General features: G+C 38.7%; 14 protein-coding genes. 11 read left to right on the forward strand and 3 right to left on the reverse strand.

All coding sequences use genetic code 11. The features are described from left to right. Window positions 1-61: 61 nt before the first annotated feature. The 6 genes from aceE (at window position 62) to AC27E9_RS02730 (ending at window position 10877) form a co-directional block, all read left to right on the forward strand. Window positions 62-2737, forward strand: coding sequence for a pyruvate dehydrogenase (acetyl-transferring), homodimeric type (aceE, locus tag AC27E9_RS02705; RefSeq protein WP_487127015.1), 2676 nt, complete (start codon window positions 62-64; stop codon window positions 2735-2737). An 18-nt stretch (window positions 2738-2755) separates the two neighbouring features. Then, window positions 2756-4408: a dihydrolipoyllysine-residue acetyltransferase gene (gene aceF / locus AC27E9_RS02710; RefSeq protein WP_487127017.1), complete on the forward strand. Its 1653-nt coding sequence runs from the start codon at window positions 2756-2758 to the stop codon at window positions 4406-4408. A 264-nt stretch (window positions 4409-4672) separates the two neighbouring features. Then, on the forward strand, window positions 4673-6103 hold the full coding sequence (gene lpdA, locus AC27E9_RS02715) for a dihydrolipoyl dehydrogenase (protein ID WP_487127019.1): 1431 nt from the start codon (window positions 4673-4675) through the stop codon (window positions 6101-6103). Window positions 6104-6369: 266 nt separating this feature from the next. Continuing rightward, the gene (prsT, locus tag AC27E9_RS02720) at window positions 6370-9129 is read left to right on the forward strand and encodes an XrtA/PEP-CTERM system TPR-repeat protein PrsT (protein ID WP_487127021.1); all 2760 of its coding nucleotides are present in this window, start codon (window positions 6370-6372) and stop codon (window positions 9127-9129) included. 315 nt (window positions 9130-9444) lie between these two features. Beyond that, on the forward strand, window positions 9445-10365 hold the full coding sequence (locus AC27E9_RS02725; protein ID WP_487127023.1) for a THxN family PEP-CTERM protein: 921 nt from the start codon (window positions 9445-9447) through the stop codon (window positions 10363-10365). Between the two features lie 170 nt (window positions 10366-10535). Then, the gene (locus tag AC27E9_RS02730; RefSeq protein WP_487127025.1) at window positions 10536-10877 is read left to right on the forward strand and encodes a hypothetical protein; all 342 of its coding nucleotides are present in this window, start codon (window positions 10536-10538) and stop codon (window positions 10875-10877) included. 136 nt (window positions 10878-11013) lie between these two features. On the opposite strand, the gene AC27E9_RS02735 is transcribed toward AC27E9_RS02730, so the two are convergent. Beyond that, the gene (locus AC27E9_RS02735; protein WP_487127027.1) at window positions 11014-13821 is read right to left on the reverse strand and encodes a bifunctional aconitate hydratase 2/2-methylisocitrate dehydratase; all 2808 of its coding nucleotides are present in this window, start codon (window positions 13819-13821) and stop codon (window positions 11014-11016) included. A 504-nt stretch (window positions 13822-14325) separates the two neighbouring features. Here AC27E9_RS02735 and acnB point away from each other — a divergent pair. Further along, window positions 14326-16920 carry a bifunctional aconitate hydratase 2/2-methylisocitrate dehydratase gene (gene acnB / locus AC27E9_RS02740; protein WP_487127029.1) on the forward strand — a complete coding sequence of 865 codons (2595 nt, stop codon included), beginning with the start codon at window positions 14326-14328 and terminating at the stop codon, window positions 16918-16920. Between the two features lie 123 nt (window positions 16921-17043). Here the strand turns inward: acnB and AC27E9_RS02745 are convergent, their stop codons facing one another. Continuing rightward, complete coding sequence (locus AC27E9_RS02745; protein WP_487127030.1) at window positions 17044-17745, reverse strand: hypothetical protein; 702 nt, start codon at window positions 17743-17745, stop codon at window positions 17044-17046. A 131-nt stretch (window positions 17746-17876) separates the two neighbouring features. Continuing rightward, window positions 17877-18542, reverse strand: a complete 666-nt coding sequence (locus AC27E9_RS02750) for a substrate-binding periplasmic protein (RefSeq protein WP_487127032.1) — start codon at window positions 18540-18542, stop codon at window positions 17877-17879. Between the two features lie 337 nt (window positions 18543-18879). Between AC27E9_RS02750 and AC27E9_RS02755 the strand changes: the two genes are divergently transcribed. From AC27E9_RS02755 to AC27E9_RS02770, 4 genes are all read left to right on the forward strand, one after another. Beyond that, window positions 18880-19260 (forward strand): YacL family protein, encoded by a 381-nt coding sequence (locus AC27E9_RS02755; protein WP_487127034.1) that lies wholly within the window; start codon window positions 18880-18882, stop codon window positions 19258-19260. Window positions 19261-19408: 148 nt separating this feature from the next. After that, window positions 19409-20674: an efflux RND transporter periplasmic adaptor subunit gene (locus AC27E9_RS02760; RefSeq protein ID WP_487127036.1), complete on the forward strand. Its 1266-nt coding sequence runs from the start codon at window positions 19409-19411 to the stop codon at window positions 20672-20674. After that, on the forward strand, window positions 20674-23829 hold the full coding sequence (locus AC27E9_RS02765; RefSeq protein ID WP_487127037.1) for an efflux RND transporter permease subunit: 3156 nt from the start codon (window positions 20674-20676) through the stop codon (window positions 23827-23829). The genes AC27E9_RS02760 and AC27E9_RS02765 overlap by 1 nt, the downstream gene beginning before the upstream one ends. 152 nt (window positions 23830-23981) lie before the next feature. After that, window positions 23982-25043 (forward strand): WD40/YVTN/BNR-like repeat-containing protein, encoded by a 1062-nt coding sequence (locus AC27E9_RS02770; RefSeq protein WP_487127039.1) that lies wholly within the window; start codon window positions 23982-23984, stop codon window positions 25041-25043. The last annotated feature ends 26 nt before the right edge of the window (window positions 25044-25069 follow it).

The raw sequence follows: 25069 nt of genomic DNA on the forward strand, positions 1-25069 counted from the left end.
AAAAGCAGCTATCTTTAAACAAATAAATTTACTTAACATAACAATTGGAGACTAAGTAATTATGTCTGAGCTCCCAAATTTAGATATTGATTCGTTGGAAACCCAAGAGTGGTTAGAATCTATGGATTCTATTCTGGAAAATGAAGGTCCGGATCGTGCACACTTCATTTTAGAAAAATTGATCGATCGCGCTCGACGCAGTGGTACTCATCTACCATTTGACGCTAAAACAGCTTACGTAAATACTATTCCTCCAGGACAAGAGCCGCATATGCCGGCTGACCAAACAATTGAAGCGCGTATTCGTGCAGCAATTCGCTGGAATGCATTAGTTTTAGTGCTTCGAGCTTCGAAAAAAGATTTAGAGCTTGGCGGTCATATTGGTAGTTTTGCTTCATCAGCAATGTTGTATGATGTAGGCTTTAACCATTTCTTTAGAGCTGCGTCTGAAAAAGATGGCGGTGACTTTATTTTCTCTCAAGGCCATATTGCGCCAGGTATTTATGCTCGTGCTTTCATGGAAGGGCGTTTAACTGAATCTCAAATGGATAACTTCCGTCAAGAGTGTGATGGCGAAGGTTTATCGTCTTATCCTCATCCTCATTTGATGAAAGACTTTTGGCAATTTCCAACGGTATCTATGGGCTTAGGTCCACTGCAAGCTATTTATACTGCTCGTTTCCTTAAATATTTAACAGATCGTGGTATTAAAGACTGTTCTGGTCAACGAGTGTACTGTTATTTAGGTGACGGTGAAACGGATGAGCCAGAGTCATTAGGTGCTATTGGTTTAGCGTCGCGTGAAGGGTTAGACAACTTAACATTCGTTATTAACTGTAACTTACAGCGCTTAGATGGCCCAGTACGTGGTAATGGCAAAATTATTCAAGAACTTGAAGGTACATTCCGTGGCGCAGGCTGGGAAGTGGTTAAAGTTATTTGGGGTAGCTACTGGGATGCACTGATTGCTCGCGATACTTCAGGTAAACTTTTACAGCTTATGGAAGAAACGGTTGATGGTGAATACCAAAACTGTAAAGCCAAAGGTGGTAAGTACACGCGTGAAAACTTCTTTAACAAATATCCTGAAACTGCGGCACTTGTGGCCAATATGTCAGACGAAGATATTTATCGCTTAAACCGTGGTGGCCATGACCCTGTTAAAGTTTATGCGGCTTATAAAAAAGCCCAAGAAACTAAAGGTCGTCCAACAGTTATTTTAGCTAAAACAGTAAAAGGTTTTGGTTTAGGTGCTTCAGGTGAGGCGCTTAACATCGCTCACAATGTTAAGAAAATGGATGTTGAATCTATTAAGCACTACCGTGACCGTTTTAATATGCCAATTAGCGATGATGAAATTGCTGACCTACCTTTCTATAAGTTCCCAGAAGATAGTGCTGAGTTTAAATACATGAAAGAGCGTCGTGAAGCTTTAGGTGGTTCATTACCAGCGCGTCGCGAACAAGCTGAAGAAAGTATCGAAATTCCACCGTTAAAAGCTTTCGACGCTATTTTAAAGGGCTCAGGAGAGCGTGAAGTTTCTTCGACGATGACTTTTGTTCGAGTATTAAATGCGTTATTAAAAGATAAAAAAATTGGCAAGCGAATTGTGCCAATTATTCCTGATGAAGCTCGTACATTCGGTATGGAAGGTTTATTCCGCCAAGTTGGTATATATGCAAATGAAGGACAAAAGTATGTTCCTCAAGATGCTGACCAAGTTGCTTATTACCGTGAAGATAAGAAAGGCCAAGTTTTACAAGAAGGTATTAACGAATTAGGTGCTATGGCATCTTGGGTTGCTTCGGGTACGTCATACTCAACTTGTAATGCAACTACTATCCCATTCTATATTTACTACTCAATGTTTGGCTTCCAACGTGTTGGTGACTTAGCTTGGGCAGCCGGTGATAGCCAGGCTCGTGGGTTCTTATTGGGTGCAACAGCAGGTCGTACTACACTTAATGGTGAAGGTTTACAGCATCAAGATGGTCATTCACATGTACAAGCGGGTTTAATTCCTAACTGTGTAACTTATGATCCAACTTATGGTTATGAAGTCGCTGTAATTGTTCGTGACGGTTTACGTCGTATGTATGAAAATGATGAAAACATTTTCTATTACCTAACCTTAATGAATGAAAGTTACCAGCATCCAGCAATGCCTGAGAGTAAAGATATAGCTGATGAAATCATTAAAGGTATTTATAAGCTTGAAACTGTAACGGCAGAGAAGTCGAAGGCCAATGTGCAATTAATGGGCTCTGGTACAATCTTAGAAAAAGTACGTGAAGCAGCACAAATTTTAAGTGCTGACTATGGCATTTCAAGTGATGTTTACTCTGTGACTTCATTTAATGAATTAGCACGTGACGGGCAAGATGTTGCACGCTGGAATATGCTTCACCCAGAAAGTGAACAGAAACAAGCTTATATTTCTTCAGTTATTACTAAAGAAAATGGCCCTGCTATTGCAGCAACTGACTATATTAAAAATTATTCAGACCAAGTTCGAGCTTATATTGATACAGAATACCGCTGTTTAGGTACCGACGGTTTTGGTCGTAGTGATAGTCGTGCAAACTTACGTACGCACTTTGAAGTAAACGCAGCTTATATTGTTGTTGCTGCTTTATTTGAATTAGCAAATCGTGGTGATGTTGACCGTTCAGTGGTAGCTGAAGCTATTAAGCGTTTCAATATCGATACTGAAAAACTTAACCCATTATACGCATAAGCGGTACGGAGAATTATTATGTCAGATAGTCAAAAAATTCTAGTCCCTGACGTTGGTGGCGAAGAAGTTGAAGTAATTGAAATTTGTTTTGCCGTAGGTGATTCACTTGAATCAGATGAAGGAATTCTAACGGTTGAAACCGATAAAGCATCTATGGATATTCCGGCACCTTTTGCGGGTACGCTAACAGCATTATTAGTTAATGTTGGTGACAAAATTAAAGAAGGCGATATTATCGCTGAAATGACAAGTGCTAGCTCTGCAGCGCCTGTTGAAGAGACTGAAGTTCAAGCAGAGGCTCCTGCAAAAGTTGAAGCGGCACAAGCACCTGTAGTTGAAGCTCCTATAGCAGCTCCTGCGCCAGCCTCGAGCGAGATCATTGATGTTGCAGTTCCTGACATTGGTGAAGATGGTGAAGTTGATGTTATTGATGTGCTGGTTGCGGTTGGAGATGTGATTGAAGCTGAAGATGGTTTGATCACTTTAGAAACTGATAAAGCAACCATGGATGTACCGTCATCGCATGCGGGAACAGTAAAAGAAGTACTAATTAATACCGGTGATAAAGTAAAGCAAGGTTCACTTGTTATTAAGCTTGAAACGTCAAGTGGCGCACCTGTAGAAGTTGTTGAACCTGTTGCTGAAAAAGTTGTTGAAGCACCTAAAGCTGCTCCAGCACCAGCAGCCAAAAAGTCAGCACCTGTGCCGCATCACCCACAAGCTGGAAAAGTTGCATCATCAGGCAGTATTTATACTTCGCCGTCAATTCGTCGTTTAGCACGAGAGTTTGGTGTTGATTTAACATTAGTTAAAGGTACAGGTAATAAAAGCCGTATTTTAAAAGAAGATGTTCAATCGTATGTGAAATATGAATTGTCTCGCCCTAAAGCGAATGCCGGTAGCAATGTTTCGGGTAATTCTGGTGGTTTACAAGTTGTTGCCAGCAAGCCAGTCGATTTTTCTAAGTTTGGTGAAATTGAAGAAAAACCATTATCACGCATTCAGAAAATTTCAGGCCCATTTCTTCACAAAAATTGGGTAACTATTCCACACGTTACCCAATTTGACGAAGCTGACATTACTAATGTTGAAGCATTCAGAAAAGAGCAAAACGTTGTTTGTGAAAAACAAAAGCTTGGTTTTAAAATTACACCATTAGTGTTTATTTTAAAAGCTGCGGCGGATGCTTTAAAAGCATTCCCAACCTTTAACTCAAGTTTGAGTGAAGATGGTGAAGCCTTAATCTTGAAAAAGTACATCCACATTGGTGTTGCTGTTGATACGCCAAACGGTTTGGTTGTTCCAGTTGTACGTGATGTTGATAAAAAAGGCATCTATGAACTTTCAAAAGAGTTACTTGAAATTAGTATTAAAGCTCGTGAAGGGAAACTAAAAGCGGCCGATATGCAAGGTGGTTGTTTTACTATTTCTAGTTTAGGTGGTATTGGTGGTACGGCATTTACGCCGATTGTTAATGCACCAGAAGTGGCTATTTTAGGTGTTTCTAAATCAGAAATGAAACCTAAATGGAATGGTAAAGATTTTGAACCTAAGCTCATGTTGCCATTGTCGATGTCTTACGACCATCGTGTAATTGACGGTGCACTAGCAGCGCGCTTTACTGTACATTTAGCGTCAGTAATGAGTGATATCAGAAAGCTTATTTTATAGCTTCGAGATTAGTTTTGATACTGATCAGCAATAAAGAAGGTAAAGTTGGTAAAATGAAAGTCGTTTGGTTAATTTTCATTTTCGCCAACTTTTCACTAATAATTGCAGATTAAAAGATAGCGATCCTTGTGTGGTTTAAGTAAAATTGCCCGCAAGATAAATACAAATAAATGCTGAAGAGTTTGATGACTAAGGTCATTAAAGGTCATTTGGCAAATATAGGCTGGAATTACCAGCAATAAATACATCAATTTTGAGGTTAGCATGAGTAACGATATTAAAACTCAAGTAGTAGTTTTAGGTGCGGGTCCTGGTGGCTATTCAGCAGCATTTCGCGCAGCAGATTTAGGATTAGACGTTGTTTTAGTTGAAAGCCGTGAAACGCTTGGTGGCGTTTGTTTAAATGTCGGTTGTATTCCGTCAAAAGCGCTTTTACATGTAGCTAAAGTGATTGATGACGCAGCTGCAATGGCATCTCATGGTGTTACTTTTGGTGCTCCTCAAATTGATTTAGACAAAATTCGTGATTGGAAAGAAAGCGTAATTGGCCAATTAACGGGTGGTTTAGGTGGAATGTCTAAAGCACGTAAAGTTAAAACTGTTACGGGTTACGGTAAATTCACTTCTGATAAAACTATTGAAGTTGAAGGTACTGACGGTAAAACGACTATTACTTTTGATAATGCAATTATTGCTGCGGGCTCTTCTGTAATCGACTTACCATTTATTCCAAATGATGATCCACGTGTTATCGATTCAACAGGTGCATTAGAACTTAAAGATGTACCAGAAGAAATGTTAGTTCTTGGTGGTGGCATCATTGGCCTAGAAATGGGAACAGTATACTCAGCACTAGGTTCAAATGTATCTGTTGTTGAATTTGCTGACCAATTAGTACCAGCTGCTGATAAAGATATTGTTAAAATTTACAACAACTACAACAAGAAGAAGTTCAACATTATGTTGTCAACTAAAGTTGTTGCAGTTGAAGCAAAAGATGACGGCTTATACGTTACTTTTGAAGGTAAAAAAGCGCCTGCAGAACAAGTACGTTATGACAAAATTTTAGTTGCTGTTGGTCGTAAGCCAAATGGTCACTTAGTTGCTGCTGATAAAGCAGGTGTAAATGTTGATGAGCGTGGTTTCATTAACGTTTCTAAAGAAATGCGTACTAACGTACCTCATATTTTCGCTATCGGTGATGTTGTAGGTCAACCTATGCTTGCGCATAAAGCGGTACATGAAGCACATTGTGCTGCTGAAGTTATCTCTGGTAAGAAGCATGAGTTTGACCCGCGTTGTATTCCTTCAATTGCATATACTGATCCAGAAATGGCTTGGGTTGGTGTTACTGAGCGTGAAGCCAAAGAGCAAGGTTTAAATATCGAAGTTGCTAACTTCCCGTGGGCTGCATCTGGTCGTGCAATTGCATCTGCGCGTACTGAAGGTAAAACTAAGATGATCTTTGAAAAAGAAACAGGTCGTGTGCTTGGTGGTGCTATTGTTGGTATCAATGCTGGTGAAATGCTTGGCGAGATTTGTTTAGCAGTTGAAATGGGCGCTGATGCTGAAGATGTTGCATTAACAATTCACGCTCACCCAACATTAAATGAATCAATTGGTTTAGCTGCGGAAATATTCGAAGGCTCAATCACAGATTTACCAAATGCTAAAGCACTTAAAAAGAAAAAATAGTTTTAAATTAAATTAACTATTTGAAAAGCCAGCTTAATAGCTGGTTTTTTCGTTTTTAACTCTAATTAATAACAGATCTTACAAGGTTTTCGAATTTATTATTTTATTAGTATAGCTGATATGAGTGATGCGAAATTAGTTTTAGGTACCTCAATAAAAATCGAATATTCAGCAATTTAAAATTGCACTTAGCCAATAAGTCGAATCTTTATTTTTTGATAGTTACTTACTATATTTGGAACTAAGTAAATTTTGAAGGAATTATCATGCTTTCTTTTAGACAAGGAATTAATTTTACTGTTCTATTAATCGTATTGATGGCGTGCTCACCACAAAAGTCACCTGTGGAACTGCTCGATGAAGCAAAGCAACAAATAGGCAAAAATCAGTATTCTCATGCTGAAATCACCCTCAAAAAGTTAATTAATTCTGAGCCTGGAATGTCAGAAGCTCGCATTTTACTAGGTGAAATTTATTTGGCATCAGAGAGGTATGATTCGGCAGAAAAGGAATTTTTAAAAGCTAAAGCTAGCAGTCCTTACAGAGATAAAGTTACTTTGAAGCTAGCAAAAATATATTTAAAAATTGGGAAAAATAAGGAGGTTATTGAATTATTATCAAGCATTGAATTCGAGCAAGATTCAAGTCAATTACTGAGCTTCATTTTGAAGGGGCAAGCATATTTAAATTTAGGTGACGAAATTAATGCTAAAGGAGCGTTCGATGAAGCTATTAGTAGAGACGCTAACTCTTCGTATAGTTTATATGGCTCGGCAATAAAAGCCTCAATTAATCAAGATTTTGTACAAGCAGAAGCTTTGCTAGAAAATACGTTGAATCAAGATAGTCAGCTAGTTGAGGCATGGATACTTAAAGCTAAGCTAGCAGAGCGAACTCAAAATTATGAAGCAGCAAATAAAGCCTATGCCGAATTTTTGAAAATTAAGCCGGAGGCTCATTCAATAAAGCTGTATATGGCTAATAACTATCTGTTATTGAACGATTTAGATAATAGTGAATTGATTACTGATGAACTGCTTAAGCTGAACCCCAACCAATTAACAGCAAATCTGCTAAAGGCGAGAATTGCTTTGGAAAGAAGAGATTACGGCTTAGTTAACGAATACGCTTTGGCTGCACTTAGGGTTTTCCCAAATAACCCTTTGGCACTTTACCTATCGGGATTAAGTCACTATTTTCAGAAGAACTATGATCAGGCTTATGAGAAGCTTTCACAAGTAACGTCGTATGTTGCAACAGGTCATCCGTCTCATCGATATTTAATGTTAACAATGTTAAAACTGGGTCAGATAGACAAATTATCGTCTGCAATAAAAGAATATGATGGTTTTTTTTCGCATGAAAGTGAAACCTTGAGTGATTTCGCCTCAAAGCTAACCGTTATTGGTGAATCTGATAATTCTCTTGCCTTATTAGAAAAGGCATTACAAATTCAGCCTGAAAATGTTCAAGCAAAAACTAGGCTAGGGATTCTTAAGTTATTACGCAACGATACTAGTGGCTTAGATGACCTAAAAAGAGCTAATGCTATCGAGTCAAATGATAGCGCGGCTAATTTTGCCTTAACAACAGCGTATTTAATTCAGAATAAGCCTAAAAAGGCAATGTCGACAATAAAAAGTTGGCTCGTAAAACAGCCAAATGACACTGCTGCTATGTTATTGAAAGCACAAATTTTACATGTGCAGAAAAAACATAATGATTCAATATCCCTTTTAGAAAAAATTGATAAAATTGAACCTGATCAGCCCAATGTATTGTACGAATTGGCGCAGCAGTATTTTATTATTCGCAACTATGAACAAGCAAATACCGTATTGTTAAAAGCTTTATCTGTAGAAGAGGATTCGAAACGAGTATATGAACTTCTGTTTAAATTGAGTATTAAGCTGAATGCAATAGATAGTTTTTTAAATGATTTAAGTAAAACAGCGGAAACAAAACCAAGTTTACAATGGCCTAGAGTTATACTCGCACAACAGGCACTTATTGAAAAAAAAGCTGAAGAAGCATTGCGGTGGCTTAACACAATCAAAGCAATTGATAATTTATCACCGGATTACTTTGTTACGGTATTGAATAGCTATTACTTACTTGGTAATAAAACTAAAATGAATGAAGAAGCGTTACGCTGGCAACAATTATCACCCAATGAACTTCAAAGCTATGCATTACAAATAGAGTTGCTTGAAAGATTTCGAGATTTTGAATTAGCTTTTGAAAAAACTCAAATAGCGAGACGTCAAAAAGAACTTAAAAACAACAAGTTCTTAATACTCAGAGAAGTGCGCTATGCCATTAACTTGGGCAAAATGGATGGTTTGGACACCTTAATAAGCAATATGCTTGAAGTTATGCCGAACAATGCTGAAGCGTTGCAATTATCGGGCATCAATGCGCTGATGAAAAAGCATTATTCAATAGCTAGAAAGAATCTTCAGGTTTCTAATAGAATTCAAAAGAATGCGAAAACAATGTTACTTCTGGCGAAAGCATATCGTGAAACTGATGGGGTTAGTTCTGCAATATCCTTTCTTGAGAAGGAGCCAAATTTTGTTCAATCTAATATTCCTTTACAAAACTACTTAGCAGAACTCTATATGGTTTCTCAGCCAGCTAAAGCAGAAAGTCAGTATCTCAAAATACTAACTCTACAATCCTCAAATATAATTGCGTTAAATAATTTGGCTGTTTTAAATACCGAAAAAGGTGATATTGATAAAGCAATTGAATTCGCAAAGCGTGCTCGAGATAAAGCTCCAGGACACCCAGACGTTCTTGATACACTAGGCGTAGCTCTACTTCATGCTAAAAAACATGGTGATGCGATAATTGTTTTGGAGCAAGCCTATGCACAGCGTAAATCGGCTGAAATCACCCGTCATTACGCTCAAGCATTAGCTTTAAGTAATAAAGGTGAAGATGCTGAGAATATACTTTCGCAATTAACAGATGATGAACGTAAGCAATTTGATATTGAGCTGAGTCAATTAAAAGCAATGTAATCTATTAGGTTTCAATTCCTTACATTGCTAATGTCAGATTTTTTTACATGTTATTTCGCTTGTATTTTTATGTTCAAATAATCCTCTTGTATTTAAGTTATACTTTTCATGTGGTTAGCGGTTTTTATGTTGACTTTAGTTGTTATAAATATTTTTACAGGTTAGTTGAGCTTTGTTAATTATCTTAAAAAAAATTCATAAAATCACCACCTTATATTGATGGCAAAGAATATGCATTTGAGTAATTGTTAGGTAGTTACACGCAGTTAAAGTAATTCCTCTTTATTTTAATGAATCAAAGATAGGTAACAACTAATGGATAACTTAACAAATTTAAAAAAACGGATAGGGGCAATCGCAGTTGCATTGTTTTATACCTTTGCTGCCAGTACTGCATTTGCTGGAGATATTGTAACCACCTGGGACTATAGTACTTGGGCTGAGTTTACTGACTCGGATTTCTCTGGTGGAACTGGCGATACTGATGCTTCACTTTACGAATTATCATGGGGTGCAGATGGTGGTGATTTTCAAGATACAGGTGTTGGTCCTGGCTCATCAAGAAGTGCAATAACAATTGGTGATGGCGTTGCAGGTGATGATCGATTCGGTGGCGGCGCTGTTGGTGGTTCAGTTAATACAATTATAGGTGGTGCTCCTGGTCCAGGACAGGTAGGGGTTGGTATCAGTGCCACACACTGGAATAATACTTTAAGTGGAAGCTTTGCCACGTTAACGGGTGGTACCCTTACAGACTACTTGACATTGGACGCTTTAGTGCCTGATACAGGTGGTGTTGAAGATGCTCCAACAATTGGTATTGATTTTAGATTTCAAGAAACTACAAATAACCCTGGAAGCGGCTTATGTTTAGATGGTAGCGATTCGAGCGATCATGTTGGTGGATGTCCTGATATATTTGGCTTTAATGGAGACTTAACCGTTGGCATTCCGTTTGTATACGACGGTAACCTATATGGGATCAATATTTTAGTTTTTGATAATATGGGAGTACCAGCACCGTTTGCAACATTAGACGCAGGTTATTGTGCAGCCTTAGGACTAGCTGAAGGTTGCTCTGGACTAGTTACTAGTGAGAAAGCACATACAACATTCCAGTTTGGATTTAATATTAGCCACGAGCGTGCTATCACCGTACCTGAACCAAGCTCTATATTTTTATTAGCAATTGCTATGATTGCTTTAGGTGCTAGAAAAGCTAAATTTAAAGTATAAGTTTAATTACTAATAATATGTAATGATTTATTAATGTAATGTGTAAGGTAGAGCCAGCAATTATGCTGGCTTTTTTTATCCCTGTGTTTATAGAATAGTTTTGATGAAAAATGGCGGTTATACTGACACCTAAGTAGTACTTACGTGAAATGATTAGGGAAGTTGGAATAATGAAAAGTTTACACATCTTGTTGTTGATTGTGCTCGTTACAGGCTGTGCACAAAACAAAGAAAGTTCAAGTGCAGCGTCTCAATGGGACTTTGATCATCAAGTGCAGTTTAAGCAAACAGAGCTAAGTGATGATAGACATCATATTCAGGTGATTAGTAAACAAGATACTGAGTTTAGTATGTTGGCGACATTTCTTATGCGCCGTGCGTTACTGGTATGTAAAAGTTACGGTTTTAAAATTGAAGTATTAAAAGGCGTTGAACGCTTCGATGATAAGTTGTCGTTCCCAAACATGATCATGCCATCGTTATCTGCCAATATTGAATGCCCAAAACGTTAGCTTTTATATCTAAGATGGCAGTTATAATACATTTCCAACTTTAAATAAAAAGAGCTACTTATGTTAAATAAGCAGCTCTTTTTTATTTAGCTCTACAACCTAATGTTGAAGCGTTTCAATCTCGACTAAAGTGAGATTAAACTACTTTTACTGGTACAGCTTGACCTGTGAATTTAGTTGTCATTTCTTCTGTTGGTGGTGTAAAACGTGTTAAGTCGATACCTTCAACAGCAGAAGTATATTCATCCATTGTTGGGAAACGACCTAATACCGTTGAAAGCACTACAAGTGGTGTTGAACCAAGTAGTGACTCACCTTTCTTTTCTGCGGTATCTGCGACAACACGGCCTTGGAATAAGCGTGTAGAAGTGGCTATTACCGTATCACCTGGTTCAGCTTTTTCTTGGTTACCCATACATAAGTTACAGCCTGGACGTTCAAGGTATAAGATGTTTTCATACTTAGTACGTGCTTCGCCTTTCGGCTTATTATCGTCGAATACGAAACCAGAGTATTTCTCTAATACTTCCCAATCACCTTCTGCTTTTAACTCATCAACAATATTATATGTTGGTGGTGCAACAACTAATGGCGCTTTAAATTCAATGCTGCCATTTTGCTTTTCAAGATTACGTAACATTTGTGCGATGATTTGCATGTCGCCTTTGTGAACCATACATGAACCAACAAAACCTAAATCAACAGGTTTACCGTTGTAGTATGAAACAGGACGAATAACGTCATGAGTATAACGCTTAGATACATCTTCATTGTTTACGTCAGGGTCGGCAATCATTGGCTCTGAAATCGCATCTAAGTCAATTAATACTTCAGCGTAGTATTCAGCGTTTTCATCTGGTGATAAAGCAGGTTGAGCGCCAGATTTAACTTCTTCGATACGTTTATCAGCTAAGGTAATTAAACCCGCTAAGGTACCTGCTTCGTTTTCCATACCCTTGTTGATCATAATTTGGATACGGCTCTTAGCAAGCTCGATAGATTTAACTAAGGTTTCATCGTTTGAAATACAGATTGAAGCTTTTGCTTTCATTTCTGCAGACCAGTCAGTGAAAGTAAACGCTTGGTCAGCTAGTAGCGTACCTATATGAACTTCGATGATGCGACCTTGGAAAACGTTCTCACCGCCAAACTGTTTAAGCATTTGTGCTTGAGTGGCGTGTACTACATCACGAAAATCCATGTGGCCTTTCATGTTGCCTTTAAAGGTAACTTTAACAGACTCAGGAATAGGCATTGCAGACTCGCCAGTTGCAAGTGCAATTGCAACAGTACCTGAGTCGGCACCGAATGCTACGCCTTTAGACATACGCGTATGTGAGTCACCACCAATGATAATCGCACGGTCATCAACAGTAATATCGTTTAATACTTTGTGAATAACATCAGTCATTGAATGGTAAACACCTTTAGGATCACGTGCTGTGATAAGGCCAAACTTATTCATGAACGCCATTAATTTAGGTGTGTTCGCTTTTGCTTTGCTATCCCAAACAGATGCCGTGTGACAACCTGATTGAAATGCGCCGTCAACAAGTGGAGAAATTGTTGAAGCAGCCATAGCTTCTAATTCCTGACAGGTCATAGGGCCAGTGGTATCTTGAGAACCAACAATGTTCACTTTTACGCGCACGTTAGAACCAGCGTGCAATGGCGTTTCAGAGGCAACACCTACCGCATTACGGTTAAAGATTTTCTCTACTGCAGTTAACCCTTGGCCTTCATGTGAAATTTCTTTTGATGCTGCGTAAACAACAGGTGCTTCAATACCTAAAGTTTCAGCTGCAAATGTTTGTAACTTCTTGCCAAATGTAACCGCATAAGAACCACCTGCTTTCATAAATTCTTGTTTTTGCGGTGTAAATGCAGAAGAAACATCAACGAGTTCTTTATCACCGTTGTATAGTTTCTTCGCTTTAGTATCGATAGTTAATACTGTGCCTGTTGCTACTGAGTATGCTTCTTCTAATACAGGGTCGCCATTTTCGTCAGTAACTGTGTTACCGTCAGCGTCTACTTTGTTCACCCAGTTTTTAAGGTCAAGACCAATACCGCCAGTAACGTCAACGGTAGTTAAAAAGATAGGTGCGATACCGTTCGTACCAGCAACTACAGGAGCGATGTTAATAAATGGCACGTAAGGACTTGCTTGCTTACCTGCCCAAAGTGCAACGTTGTTAACACCAGACATACGTGATGAACCAACACCCATGGTACCTTTTTCAGCGATAAGCATTACTTTCGCGTTAGGGTGCTTAGCTTGAAGCGCTACAATTTCGTCTTGCGCTTCAGGTGTGATCATACACTTACCGTGTAATTCACGATCAGCACGTGAGTGAGATTGGTGGCCTGGAGAAAGTAAATCTGTAGAGATATCACCTTCACCAGCGATGTAGGTTACTACGTCAATCTTTTCTTCGATAGCAGGAAGCTTTGTGAAAAATTCCGCATTTGCAAAGCTTTCTAAAAGATCTTTTGCAACAGCGTTACCTGCTTTAAATGCTGCTTCAAGACGAGCCATGTCAGCATCGTATAAGAATACTTGTGTTTTAAGAACAGTAGCAGCTGGCGCCGAAACTGCTGCATCATCACTCAATGCAAGGTCAAGTAGGACTTCAATTGAAGGGCCACCTTTCATGTGTGAAAGTAATTCAAAAGCAAATTCATTAGTAATTTCGGCAACTACTTCTTGGCCTAGAATAATTTCTTTTAAGAATTTAGCTTTAACACCAGCAGCACTTGTTGTGCCAGGTAAGGTGTTGTAGATAAAAAAGTTAAGAGAATCTTCACGGTACTCATTACCTTGCTCTTTAATTTGAGCAATGATTTCTGATAACAATTCAGCACTATCAATTGGCTTAGGTGCCAGCCCTTGCTCACTTTTACGGTTTTCAATTTCCGCAATATATTCTAAATACAGGCTCATTCGATACTCCCTCTAACGACAGAATGCTAATAGGACGAGTATTAGCAGAAAAATTTTGCGCATATTTTACCTGATTTTTTGACTACTATGAATCATTTGATTAAATAAACGCTATTCATACAATTTATACTAGGTAGAAGTAATGTTTATATTCGATGAAAGAAGAGAGCATTTGATAAGAAATAGTCATGCCCTAGTCTTTTATTCAAGCAAAAATGTGATTTATTTACCCATACATACGATATTTTTATCTAGTCAATTAGTCGAATGTTTTTCGTTTATTGAATTCTTAACTTATTGATTTTTAATTAATATAAAAATTGCTCATAGCGATAATAATTTTGCTGACTAGTGCATGTCGTTCAATGAAAACACCTGTTCACGTATAATTCTACAAACATTGTAATCTCAGATACTGAACCGATTAGATTCACGTTAGCGTTTTTAGGTGCAGTTAAATGGATTAATTAAGGTTAGCTATCACTTATCATAGAGGTAAATACCGTGCTGCAAGAATATCGAAAACATATTGAAGAACGCGCTGCTGAAGGCATTGTGCCAAAGGCATTAAATGCAGAGCAAACTGCAGCTTTAGTTGAGCTTGTTAAAGCTCCCCCAAAAGGTGAAGAGTCCTTTTTAATCGATTTATTAACTCATCGTGTGCCAGCTGGTGTAGACGAAGCGGCTTATGTCAAAGCGGGTTTTTTAGCTGCAGTTGCCGAAAGCAAGGTGAACTCACCAATACTGACAGTTGAAAGAGCTGCTGAACTACTTGGTACTATGCTTGGTGGTTATAATATTCAGCCACTGATTAGTTTGTTAGATAATACCGAATTGGCTGATATAGCAGCGAACGGACTGTCGAATACATTGTTAATGTTTGACGCTTTTTACGATGTCAAAGAAAAAGCCGAATCAGGTAATGTTGCGGCGCAACAAGTTATGCAATCTTGGGCTGAAGGTCAATGGTTCACTTCAAAAGAGCAAGTGCCGGAAAAAATTACTGTTAAAGTGTTTAAAGTTACTGGTGAAACCAATACCGATGATTTATCGCCTGCACCTGATGCTTGGTCACGTCCTGATATTCCTTTGCATGCGAAAGCAATGTTAAAAATTTCGCGAGATGGTATCACACCAGATGAAGATGGCGTAATTGGCCCAATTAAGCAAATTGCATCACAACAAGAAGAAGGTATTCCATTGGCTTATGTTGGAGATGTGGTTGGTACCGGCTCTTCTCGAAAATCAGCGACAAACTCCGTACTTTGGTTTATGGGGAATGATATTCCATTCATTCCTAATAAGCGTAACGGCGGTGTATGCTTGGGCGGAAAAATAGCACCTATATTTTACAACACTATGGAAGATTCTGGTGCTTTACCAATTGAACTAGACGTGCAAAAAATGCATATGGGCGATGTTATTGATATTTTCCCTTATCAAGGCGTTGTGAAGCGTTCAGGTTCCGATGACGTCATTTCTACATTTGAGTTAAGCCCCGTGCTACTAGATGAAGTGCGGGCCGGTGGGCGTATTCCTTTAATTATTGGTCGAGGCTTAACAGCACGTGCTCGAGAGGCTCTTAGTTTGCCTGACACTGATCTATTTGCTAAACCAGTTGAGCCTGCGACTTCAATCAAAGGCTATACCTTAGCTCAAAAGATGGTAGGTAAAGCTTGTGGAGTTAAAGGCGTTCGAGCAGGTCAATATTGTGAACCTAAAATGACAACTGTTGGTTCGCAAGACACAACCGGCCCAATGACTCGTGATGAGTTGAAAGATTTAGCATGTTTAGGCTTCTCAGCCGATCTTACTATGCAATCATTCTGTCATACCTCTGCTTATCCAAAGCCTGTAGACGTAGTTACGCATCACACTTTACCTGACTTTATGATGAATCGAGGCGGAGTTTCGCTACGCCCAGGCGATGGTGTTATTCATTCTTGGTTAAATCGCATGTTGCTACCCGATACAGTTGGCACTGGGGGCGATTCTCATACTCGTTTTCCATTAGGTATTTCGTTTCCTGCAGGTTCAGGTTTAGTGGCTTTTGCTGCGGCAACGGGTGTTATGCCACTCGACATGCCAGAGTCGGTTTTAGTGCGCTTTAAAGGTGAAATACAACCAGGCATTACTTTGCGAGATTTAGTGCATGCTATTCCTTATACTGCAATTAAAAAAGGGTTATTGACCGTTGAGAAAGCGGGAAAAATTAATGAGTTTTCGGGGCGAATATTAGAAATTGAGGGTCTTAAAGGCCTTACGGTTGAGCAGGCATTTGAGCTTTCCGATGCTTCAGCTGAGCGCTCTGCTGCTGGCTGTACTATCAAACTAGAAGAAGAAGCTGTTAAAGAATATCTAACCTCCAACATTGTAATGCTTAAGTGGATGATCAGCGAAGGTTATGGTGATGTGCGTACAATTACACGTCGCATTCAAGGAATGGAAAACTGGTTAACTAATCCATCATTGATGGTAGCCGATAGTGATGCTGAATACGCACATATCATTGAGATTGACTTAAATGAAATTACCGAGCCAGTAGTATGCTGCCCTAATGATCCCGATGATGCCAAACTACTATCAGAAGTGGCTGGTGTTGATGTAGACGAAGTTTTCATTGGTTCATGCATGACTAATATTGGACACTTCCGCGCAGCAGGCAAACTCATTGAAGGCTTTGGAGGTTCGTTGCCAACTCGTATGTGGGTAACACCGCCAACTAAAATGGACAGTGCACAGCTAAAGGATGAAGGTTATTTTAACATTTATGGTAAAGCAGGGGTGCGTGTAGAAACACCGGGTTGTTCGCTGTGTATGGGAAACCAAGCGCGAGTTGCAGATAAATCAACGGTGCTTTCTACTTCTACACGTAACTTCCCTAATCGATTAGGTACGGGGGCAAATGTCTATTTAACCTCGGCAGAGCTAGCGGGTGTTGGGGCTATTTTAGGTAAGCTGCCTACGGCGGCGGAATATATGGAATATGCATCAAAAATTGATGCTACAGCTGCTGATACATATCGCTACTTGAACTTTGATAAAATGGATCAATACACATCACAAGCTGATACGGTAATTTTACAGGTCGAAGCTTAGTTTACTATCTCTGATTATTAAGTTTACTTTTGCTGAAGCGCTTAGCTATTAGATTAGTTAAGTGCTTTTGCAAAGGCGACAATAGAGCTTTCTTCAATTTAATATTAATTGTTGCTTAATCGGCTATTTTTTACCGAGTTTGTCCTTAACTTTCTTCATATGCTCACGAAAGCTTTTATCAAACTTTGATTCACCACAGCTAAAATACTGTGTTGATGAACCATGCTCTAGCCCATAAACACTCATGTCTTGAGTGATTGCACATGTACCGTCATCGCCTTTTGTTATCGCGATACCTGAGCCCATATTTTTTGTATTTTTTTCTCGCTCTTTTTCCTCATCTTTTACTGGTACTGAATGCGGCACGGTTTTAGGGCGAGTGTTAAATATTGAGGGTGGTTGGTCGCTTTGATATGGGCTGTTAGCAGTAGTGTTAGTGCTGCTATTCAGTTTGCTACGTAATCTTTGCAGTTGGGTGAAGCTATCCAGTTTTTTTCGAGGCTGCTGTGGTGGTTGTTCAGGCTCCGGCTTCGTTGATTTTTGCGGTATTGCATGTGGTGGTATTATTGGCGGTTGCTGAATAGTTACGTTGTTATCAGTTGCTACTGCATTTTGTGCTTGTACTTCTTTTTGCTCTTCTTTAGCCTGAATTAACTTTTCCACAGGCTTTTTTTCAATAATAGCAGGTGAGATAGGCTTTTGATCGTCGACTTTTTCACTTGGTAACTTTATTCTGGGCGCGCGATATAGAAAACTCTTGATTGGTTGCTTTTTTTCGATCGGCTTGAAAGTTGGCTCAGACGTTGATTGAGTGACAATGATCACTAGTACAATCAAAGTGTGGATCAGTATCGAAAAAACAATGGCTGTGTAAGTTCCGTTTCGCACAAAAGTAATAATAACTGAATAAAAGATAACAAATAGACGCTTTTATACTGGGTAAGTTCAACTTGAAATTAATGTGCTCGTTGCGTTTTATTTATTATTTCTTTTAGCTTTCCTGTGCTCATTAATGTTTGGATAGCATTTGATAGTTGTTCAACTTCTGTAACAAGCCATGACTTTTTTGATACAGCTATATAAGAACCCACACCTTTATCGTAAGAAAAGTTAGCGAGTTTAATCTGCGTAGCGTAAATGTTTTTATCTACTAATGGGGTGATTGACTCTTCACGTTCTAAAAAAGTATCTATTCGGCCCTTTAGTAGCATTTTAATCAATTGTTGATGGTTGGTTACGGGGATTTTGTTGATGCTTGTATCGTGATCAAATTTATCGAAATAGGAAGCGCCTCTGAGTATTCCAACTTTAAAAGCTTGTAGGTCTTGATAGTGATTTAAAGCCAATTCATTATTTGCTCGAATGTAAAATCTCAGTGGCAACTTTTGAATTTTTATTGGAGGGGCTAAATAAGTTAAAAATTGTTCTCTTATTGCTGTTTTCCTAATTGCCATTATCATATCGGCTTTGCCAGCATGTACAAGTGAGAAACAACGAGCTACAGGGCAATAAACAAACTTAGCTTCTTTATTTATTAGTGCCGCAATAGCATTAGCAATATCAATGTTTTCACCAACAAACTCGTCATTAACTATATCTGAAAAAGGTGGTTCAATATGCATGGCAACTATAATTTTTTGCGGTGATTCAATTGATAAACCTAGTATAGGGAAGCAGCAGGCTATTAAGTAAATAATACTGAAAAATACCCTCTGGCTCTTTGTGTGAATCAAACGTAAAAAGCTTGATAAGCAGTCGAGAATTTTTAACTTATTGCAGATTTTGCTCATAAATATAGCACCAAGTTATTTGCAGCAATAAGTTAAGTATTTCGTGTTAAAAATGACTGTTTTGCTACAATTAACTTACAGTATCAATTATATAAATGTCTCTAATTAATATAGTAGATTTTTAGTCGATAGGAGCAGCCTATCTTAATTTTTTTAGCGTGAGGTATTTATGGAATATCAATTTATCGATGATCCTATCACAGGCGCAGCAGTCGCTCAGTTTTCTCTGGAACATGAAGTTATAGGGCCTTGGCTCGAAGTTGAAGTTGGCACCGACGCTACTAAACTTGCACAACTGTTATCAGCAATGTCAGAGGTAGAAGAAGATAAACAAAGCGAAATTACTATTACAGGTAGTGAATATAGTGTTAGCTTTAGTCGAGGCGATGTCACGGTACAAACTAATGCAAGTATGAATGGTGTTGAAGTGCTACCAGATGCTCTAATTGAAGAGAATATCGATTTTGATCAACAAGACTCTTCATCATGTGGCAGTGAAGACTTTCGTGAATTGCTTTTGTCTTGGGCAAAATTCGTTCGAAAATATTAACTAAATCTCTAGTGTTATTGAGCTAATATTTACACTTCCTTACATGGTTAACACTTGGTTAATAATTGTTACTAAGTTACTATAATTATTATATTTTGGCGTAATGCCATGAGAATCAAATTAATTAAAATTCCACAGAGAAAATATCATGAGTTCTGTTGCTGAAAATAACAAAAATAAGCCTAGACGTATGATTCCATTACGTTACGTATTAACGCCAATAGCGATTATATTAGTGGCTATATTTGGTTTAATTATTGTTGCGATCTTGGCACCTAAACCGGCTAAAAAACCTACCATTATTAAAGCGCCACTGGTTGAAGTTCAAGCAATCGAGAGGCAAGATATACGTTTTACTATTGCTAGTCAGGGAAGCGTTTTACCACGAACACAAACGAATTTAGTTTCTGAAGTTTCTGGTCAAATTACCTCAGTAAATAAAAAATTTAATGTCGGTGGTTTTTTTACTAAAGGCGAAGTGTTACTTAGTATTGACGATATTAGTTATCGTGTAGCGTTGTTGCAAGCACAGTCACGTTTAGATGCGGCAAAAGCACTTTTAGTGGAAGAACAAGCCCGAAAAGAACAGGCTGAAGATGAATGGTTGTTAACGGGCAAGTCATTGTCACAAGCGCCAGTGCTGGCATTACGATTACCTCAGCTACAAAAAGCTAAAGCAGATGTTAAAGCCGCAGAAGCTGATGTAACTGATGCTGAAGTTAAGCTCGCTCGCACTAAAATTAAAGCGCCGTATGACGCTATGATCAAAGAGAAACAAGTAGAAATCGGTCAATATGTTTCAACAGGTTCAACACTGGCGATGACCTTCGCTGTTGATTATGCCGAAGTAAGGTTACCGATTAAGCAACGTGACGTAGAGTTTTTAAATTTACCTAAGATTAATCAGCAAGGCGAAAGCTCATCAAAGGTTGATATTTTTTATCAGCTGCTTGGTAATGAACATACCTGGCAGTCAAACCTCACGCGTTATGAAGGTGAAGTAGATAGTCGTAGCCGCGTACATTATGTTATTGCTCAAATTAATGATCCATATAGCGTTTTATCATCATCTGAACATCAAGAGTTGCGTATTGGTACATTTGTTAATGCCAATATTGCCGGTAAAACAGTTGCTGATATTGTGGCAATTCCACGTGATGCCCTTCATGGCGCAAATAAACTTTATTTAGTTGATGATGAAAATAAGCTTCATATTCAAGAGATTAGTATACTAAGGAATGATGCTGACTTTGTTTATAGTCATGATAGTTTTGCCGATGATTATCGTTTAATAACAACTCAAATGGAAACGCCTGTTGAAGGTATGACGTTACGTGTTGTTGGCGAACAACAAGAGGTTTCAGCTGAAACAGCTAGCCAAACTGATCTTGCAGAGACACAAGGTGACGACTAATGCGAGAGTATAACTCCCCTGCCAATGATGAGAAACAAACGGGCATAATTGCTTGGTTTACCCATAATAGCGTCGCCGCCAATTTATTAATGGTATTTATTTTGGTTGCCGGTTATTTTTCATATCAGGGTATTAATAAGAAAATGTTCCCTGAATTTAATACCAACAGCATTCAAGTGATGGTGCCACATTTAGGTGCCGCACCTGAAGAAGTTGAGCAATCTGTCATTCTAAAAGTAGAAGAGTCACTGGAAGATATTGAAGGTATTAAGCGAATTACCGCCACTGCTCGAGAAGGTATTGGTATCGTCACTATTGAACTTCAATCGGGCTATTCAATGTCAGAAAAACTTGATGAAGTACAAATGCAAGTTGATGCCATTACCACTTTCCCAGCGCAGACTGAAAAGCCTATTATCAGTAAGCAAGAGTTTAAAGGCCAGGTAATGTGGTTGTCGGTAAGTGGCTCTATGGACCGACGTGCTCGCCAAGTTATGGCACAAAATATTCGTGACGAAGTGATGGCACTACCGAGCGTTAATAGTGCAGACATTGTTGGTAGTCGTGATTATGAAATTAGTATTGAAGTCTCAGAAGAAAAGTTACAACAATATCAACTAACCTTTGACGAAATTACCCAAGCAGTAAGAAGTTCATCCGTTGATTTACCTGGAGGCACCATTAAAACTCGTGGTGGAGATATTTTACTACGGGCTGAAGGGCAAGCCTATACCGGTCAAGAATACGGTGATTTAGTGTTAAGAACGGATAGCGACGGTACCCGTTTATTATTAGCTGATGTTGCCAATATTAAAGACGGTTTTGTTGAGCAGGAAGACTACGCTACGTTCGATAATGAAAATACTTCAAGTATTATGGTGCAGTCAACGGGCGATCAAAACGATCTAGAAATAGCCGCGCAAGTCAGAGAATATGTAGAAGGTAAGAATCAACAGTTGCCGGAAGGCGCCAAGTTAACGGTTTGGGGCGATAGTTCCTATTACCTTTCTGAACGCTTAGATATGATGATTAATAACATGTTGATGGGAGCATTTCTTGTTTTCATCGTTTTAACATTGTTTCTAAGAATTAAAATTGCCTTTTGGGTCATGCTAGGTATCCCTATTAGCTTCTTCGGGGCATTATTAATGATGCCACTATTAGGCGAATGGTCGGTGTCTATCAATATGCTGAGTCTTTTTGCTTTTATTATGGTGCTCGGAATAGTTGTTGATGATGCCATAGTTATTGGTGAAAGTGCTTATGCGGAAATAGAGCAATATGGTCATTCGACTGACAATGTTATTCGTGGCACTTTGCGAGTGGCTATGCCGGCAACATTTGGGGTGTTAACAACTATAGCTGCATTCACACCATTATTATTTATTGATGCTAGTTTTGCTGCTTTTTTTAGAGCAATATCAATTGTGGTTAGCTTTTGTTTAGTGTTCTCACTAATTGAATCTAAATGGATTTTACCTGCCCATTTAGCTCATATGAAATATGTGCCTTTGGTTGCTGAAAAAGCTAACTTTTTAGAGCGTTTCCAAATGCGCTTCAAAGAAAAACTAGATCATTTTATTCATCATGTTTATAAGCCGAATTTAGAAAAAGCATTAATAGCCCGATACAATACCATGGCGGTGTTTGTGGCTGTGTTAATACTGTCTATTGGTTTAATTGTTGGTTCATTTGTAAAACTAGAAGTGTTCCCTAATATTCCTAGCGATTTCATTCAGGGCAACATTACTATGGTAGACGGCTCTGCTGCTCATCAGCGAAATAAAGCCATAGCTCAAGCTAAAAAAGCCATAGAAACGGTTTCAGAAAATAACAAAATTAACGGTATTAGCTTTGTTAAGCATGAAATGATTTTTACCAATGGTAATACGAGCGCTAGTATTTTATTAGAGCTAGTAAAGCCTGACCAACGTGAATTAAATGCTTATGAAATTGAAAAGCTTTGGCGAGATGAAATTGGTGAAATTCCTGGAACAAAAGAGCTACGCTTTTTTGCTGGAACTAATGCTGGTGGTGGCGCAGCGATAGAATTCCAATTGACTGGTCAAAACGATGTCGAATTAGAGGCGGCAGCGGAAGCTATTCAGACTCAGCTTAATAGCTATGATGGTGTTTATGATGTTCGACATTCTTTTAGTCGCGGTAGCCAAGAAATTAAATTAAGCATAAAGCCAGAGGCTGAAGTGTTAGGTTTAAATTTATCAAGTTTGGCAAAACAAGTGCGCCAAGCATTCTACGGTGATGAAGCACAACGCATTCAGCGTGGTCGAGATGAGTTAAAAGTGATGGTGCGCTATCCTGAATCAAGTCGTTTGTCAGTGTCTGATTTAGAAGACATGTGGATTAGAACGCCAAGTGGTGAGCAAGTACCATTTTATCAAGTTGCCAATATTGAAATTGGTCAAGGTTTTTCAACGATTACCCGTATTAATCAAAAACGTTCAATTACTATTTCTGCTGATATCGATAGTGAAAAAGTTGAATCTCGTAAGGTGGTTACAGAGATGAACGAAATTTACGTGCCGGAGATTTTAGCGGACTACCCAAGTGTGCAATATGGTGTGGAGGGTGCGAGTAAAGATCAAGCAGACTTTTTATCGCAATTAGGCTTAGCTGCAATAGGGGCATTATTCTTGATTTATGGCTTAATTGCCATACCAACTAAGTCATACAGTCAACCGTTAGTTATTATGTCGGTGATCCCATTTGGTATTATCGGCGCAATTATCGGCCATTGGCTCTTGGGTCGTACCATTAATATGATGTCGATGTTTGGCTTTATCGCTTTAACTGGCGTAGTAGTTAATGATAGCTTGATAATGGTCGACTTTATCAACAAAGCTAAGGGCTCAGGCATGCGCATGATTGATATTGTAAGTCAGGCGGGTACTAAGCGTTTTAGAGCTATATTATTAACCTCGTTAACAACTTTCTTCGGTATTTTTCCGCTTTATTTTGAAGGCAGTTTGCAGGCGCAGTTTATTATTCCTATGGCAATATCGCTCGGTTTTGGCATAGTATTCGCCACGGTTATTACGCTGTTTTTGATACCGTCGTTGTATTTAATTAAAGAAGATATTGCGAATTTATTTCGGCGACGACAGACGCTAGAAACAGAGTCGCCCCCATATTAACTAAACAAGATACGCGCGATACCTCTATATATAGCAGATACTTATTAGCCATATTTATTGAAAATAATTATTTTGATAAATGTGGCTTTTTGTTAGCTAAATATCGGTAATTATTTTTTAAAGCGCCATTAAATATAATGAAAGGGTTTGTCATGGTCAGTAACATCATTAACATTTTTCTAAGAGTTGGCATTTATTTATTTGCTTTGTTGAGTTTGTCTAGCTTAGCGAATTCTCACCAACAAGCATCGTGGCAACGTATTGATATTACCAAAAAGGCCTCATTACGTGGCAGTGCTGTTATCGATAACGCTTTGTGGGTCACCGGCAGTGATAATACGGTATTTGTTAGTCAAGATGCAGGGAAAACTTGGCTTGATCGCACTGTTAATAGCCCATTAAAACTCGACTTTCGAGATATTGCCTTATTTGATAAAAGTACTGCGATAGTTATGGGAGCTGGGGAAGGTAAACAGTCCGTCTTGTATAAAACTATAGATGGCGGCAAAAGCTGGCAGTTACTACATGAAAATGCCGATGCTAAAGGCTTTTATGACAGTATCGCTTTTTGGGATAAGCGACGTGGCTTACTGTTAGGTGATCCTGTTGATGGTTATTATGTGATCAAGAAAACGATTGATGGCGGTAAACATTGGCGTCGCATTTCAAATATTAAATTACCTTTGATGTTGGAAAAAGAAGCGGCTTTTGCTGCTAGCGGTAATACGATAATTACAGGTAAACGTGGGCAAGCTTGGCTGACAACAGGTGGATTTTCAGCATCGGTATATTATAGCGATGACTTTGGCGAAAGTTGGCAAAGACAAGCGGTACCATTATTTCAGCAAACCCAAACCGCAGGAGGGTATGGCCTTGCCTTAAATAGTCATCAACAGGTTTTCGTGCTTGGTGGTGATTACCTGCAACGACAAGCAAAATACGTCAATATGGCCCGCTCAGTACGCGGTAAATGGCAAGTTGTTGATAGCAAACAACGGGGCTTACGCTCTGCAATGTCTTGTCTCGCTAATACTTGTATTGCGACAGGTAAAACAACTAGCGATATTTCTTATGATGGTGGTGAGAACTGGCAGGCATTTGATGACAAAAGTGCGACATTGGGTAATCAAGGCTTTTATACTTTAGCAAGTGATAAAAAACTCATTTTAGCGGCGGGCGTTGACGGTAAAGTTGCAATATTTAAAGCTAAATAATTTGTTAATTTCAGCTGCTAGTGTTG

Source organism: Colwellia meonggei (assembly GCF_057537295.1).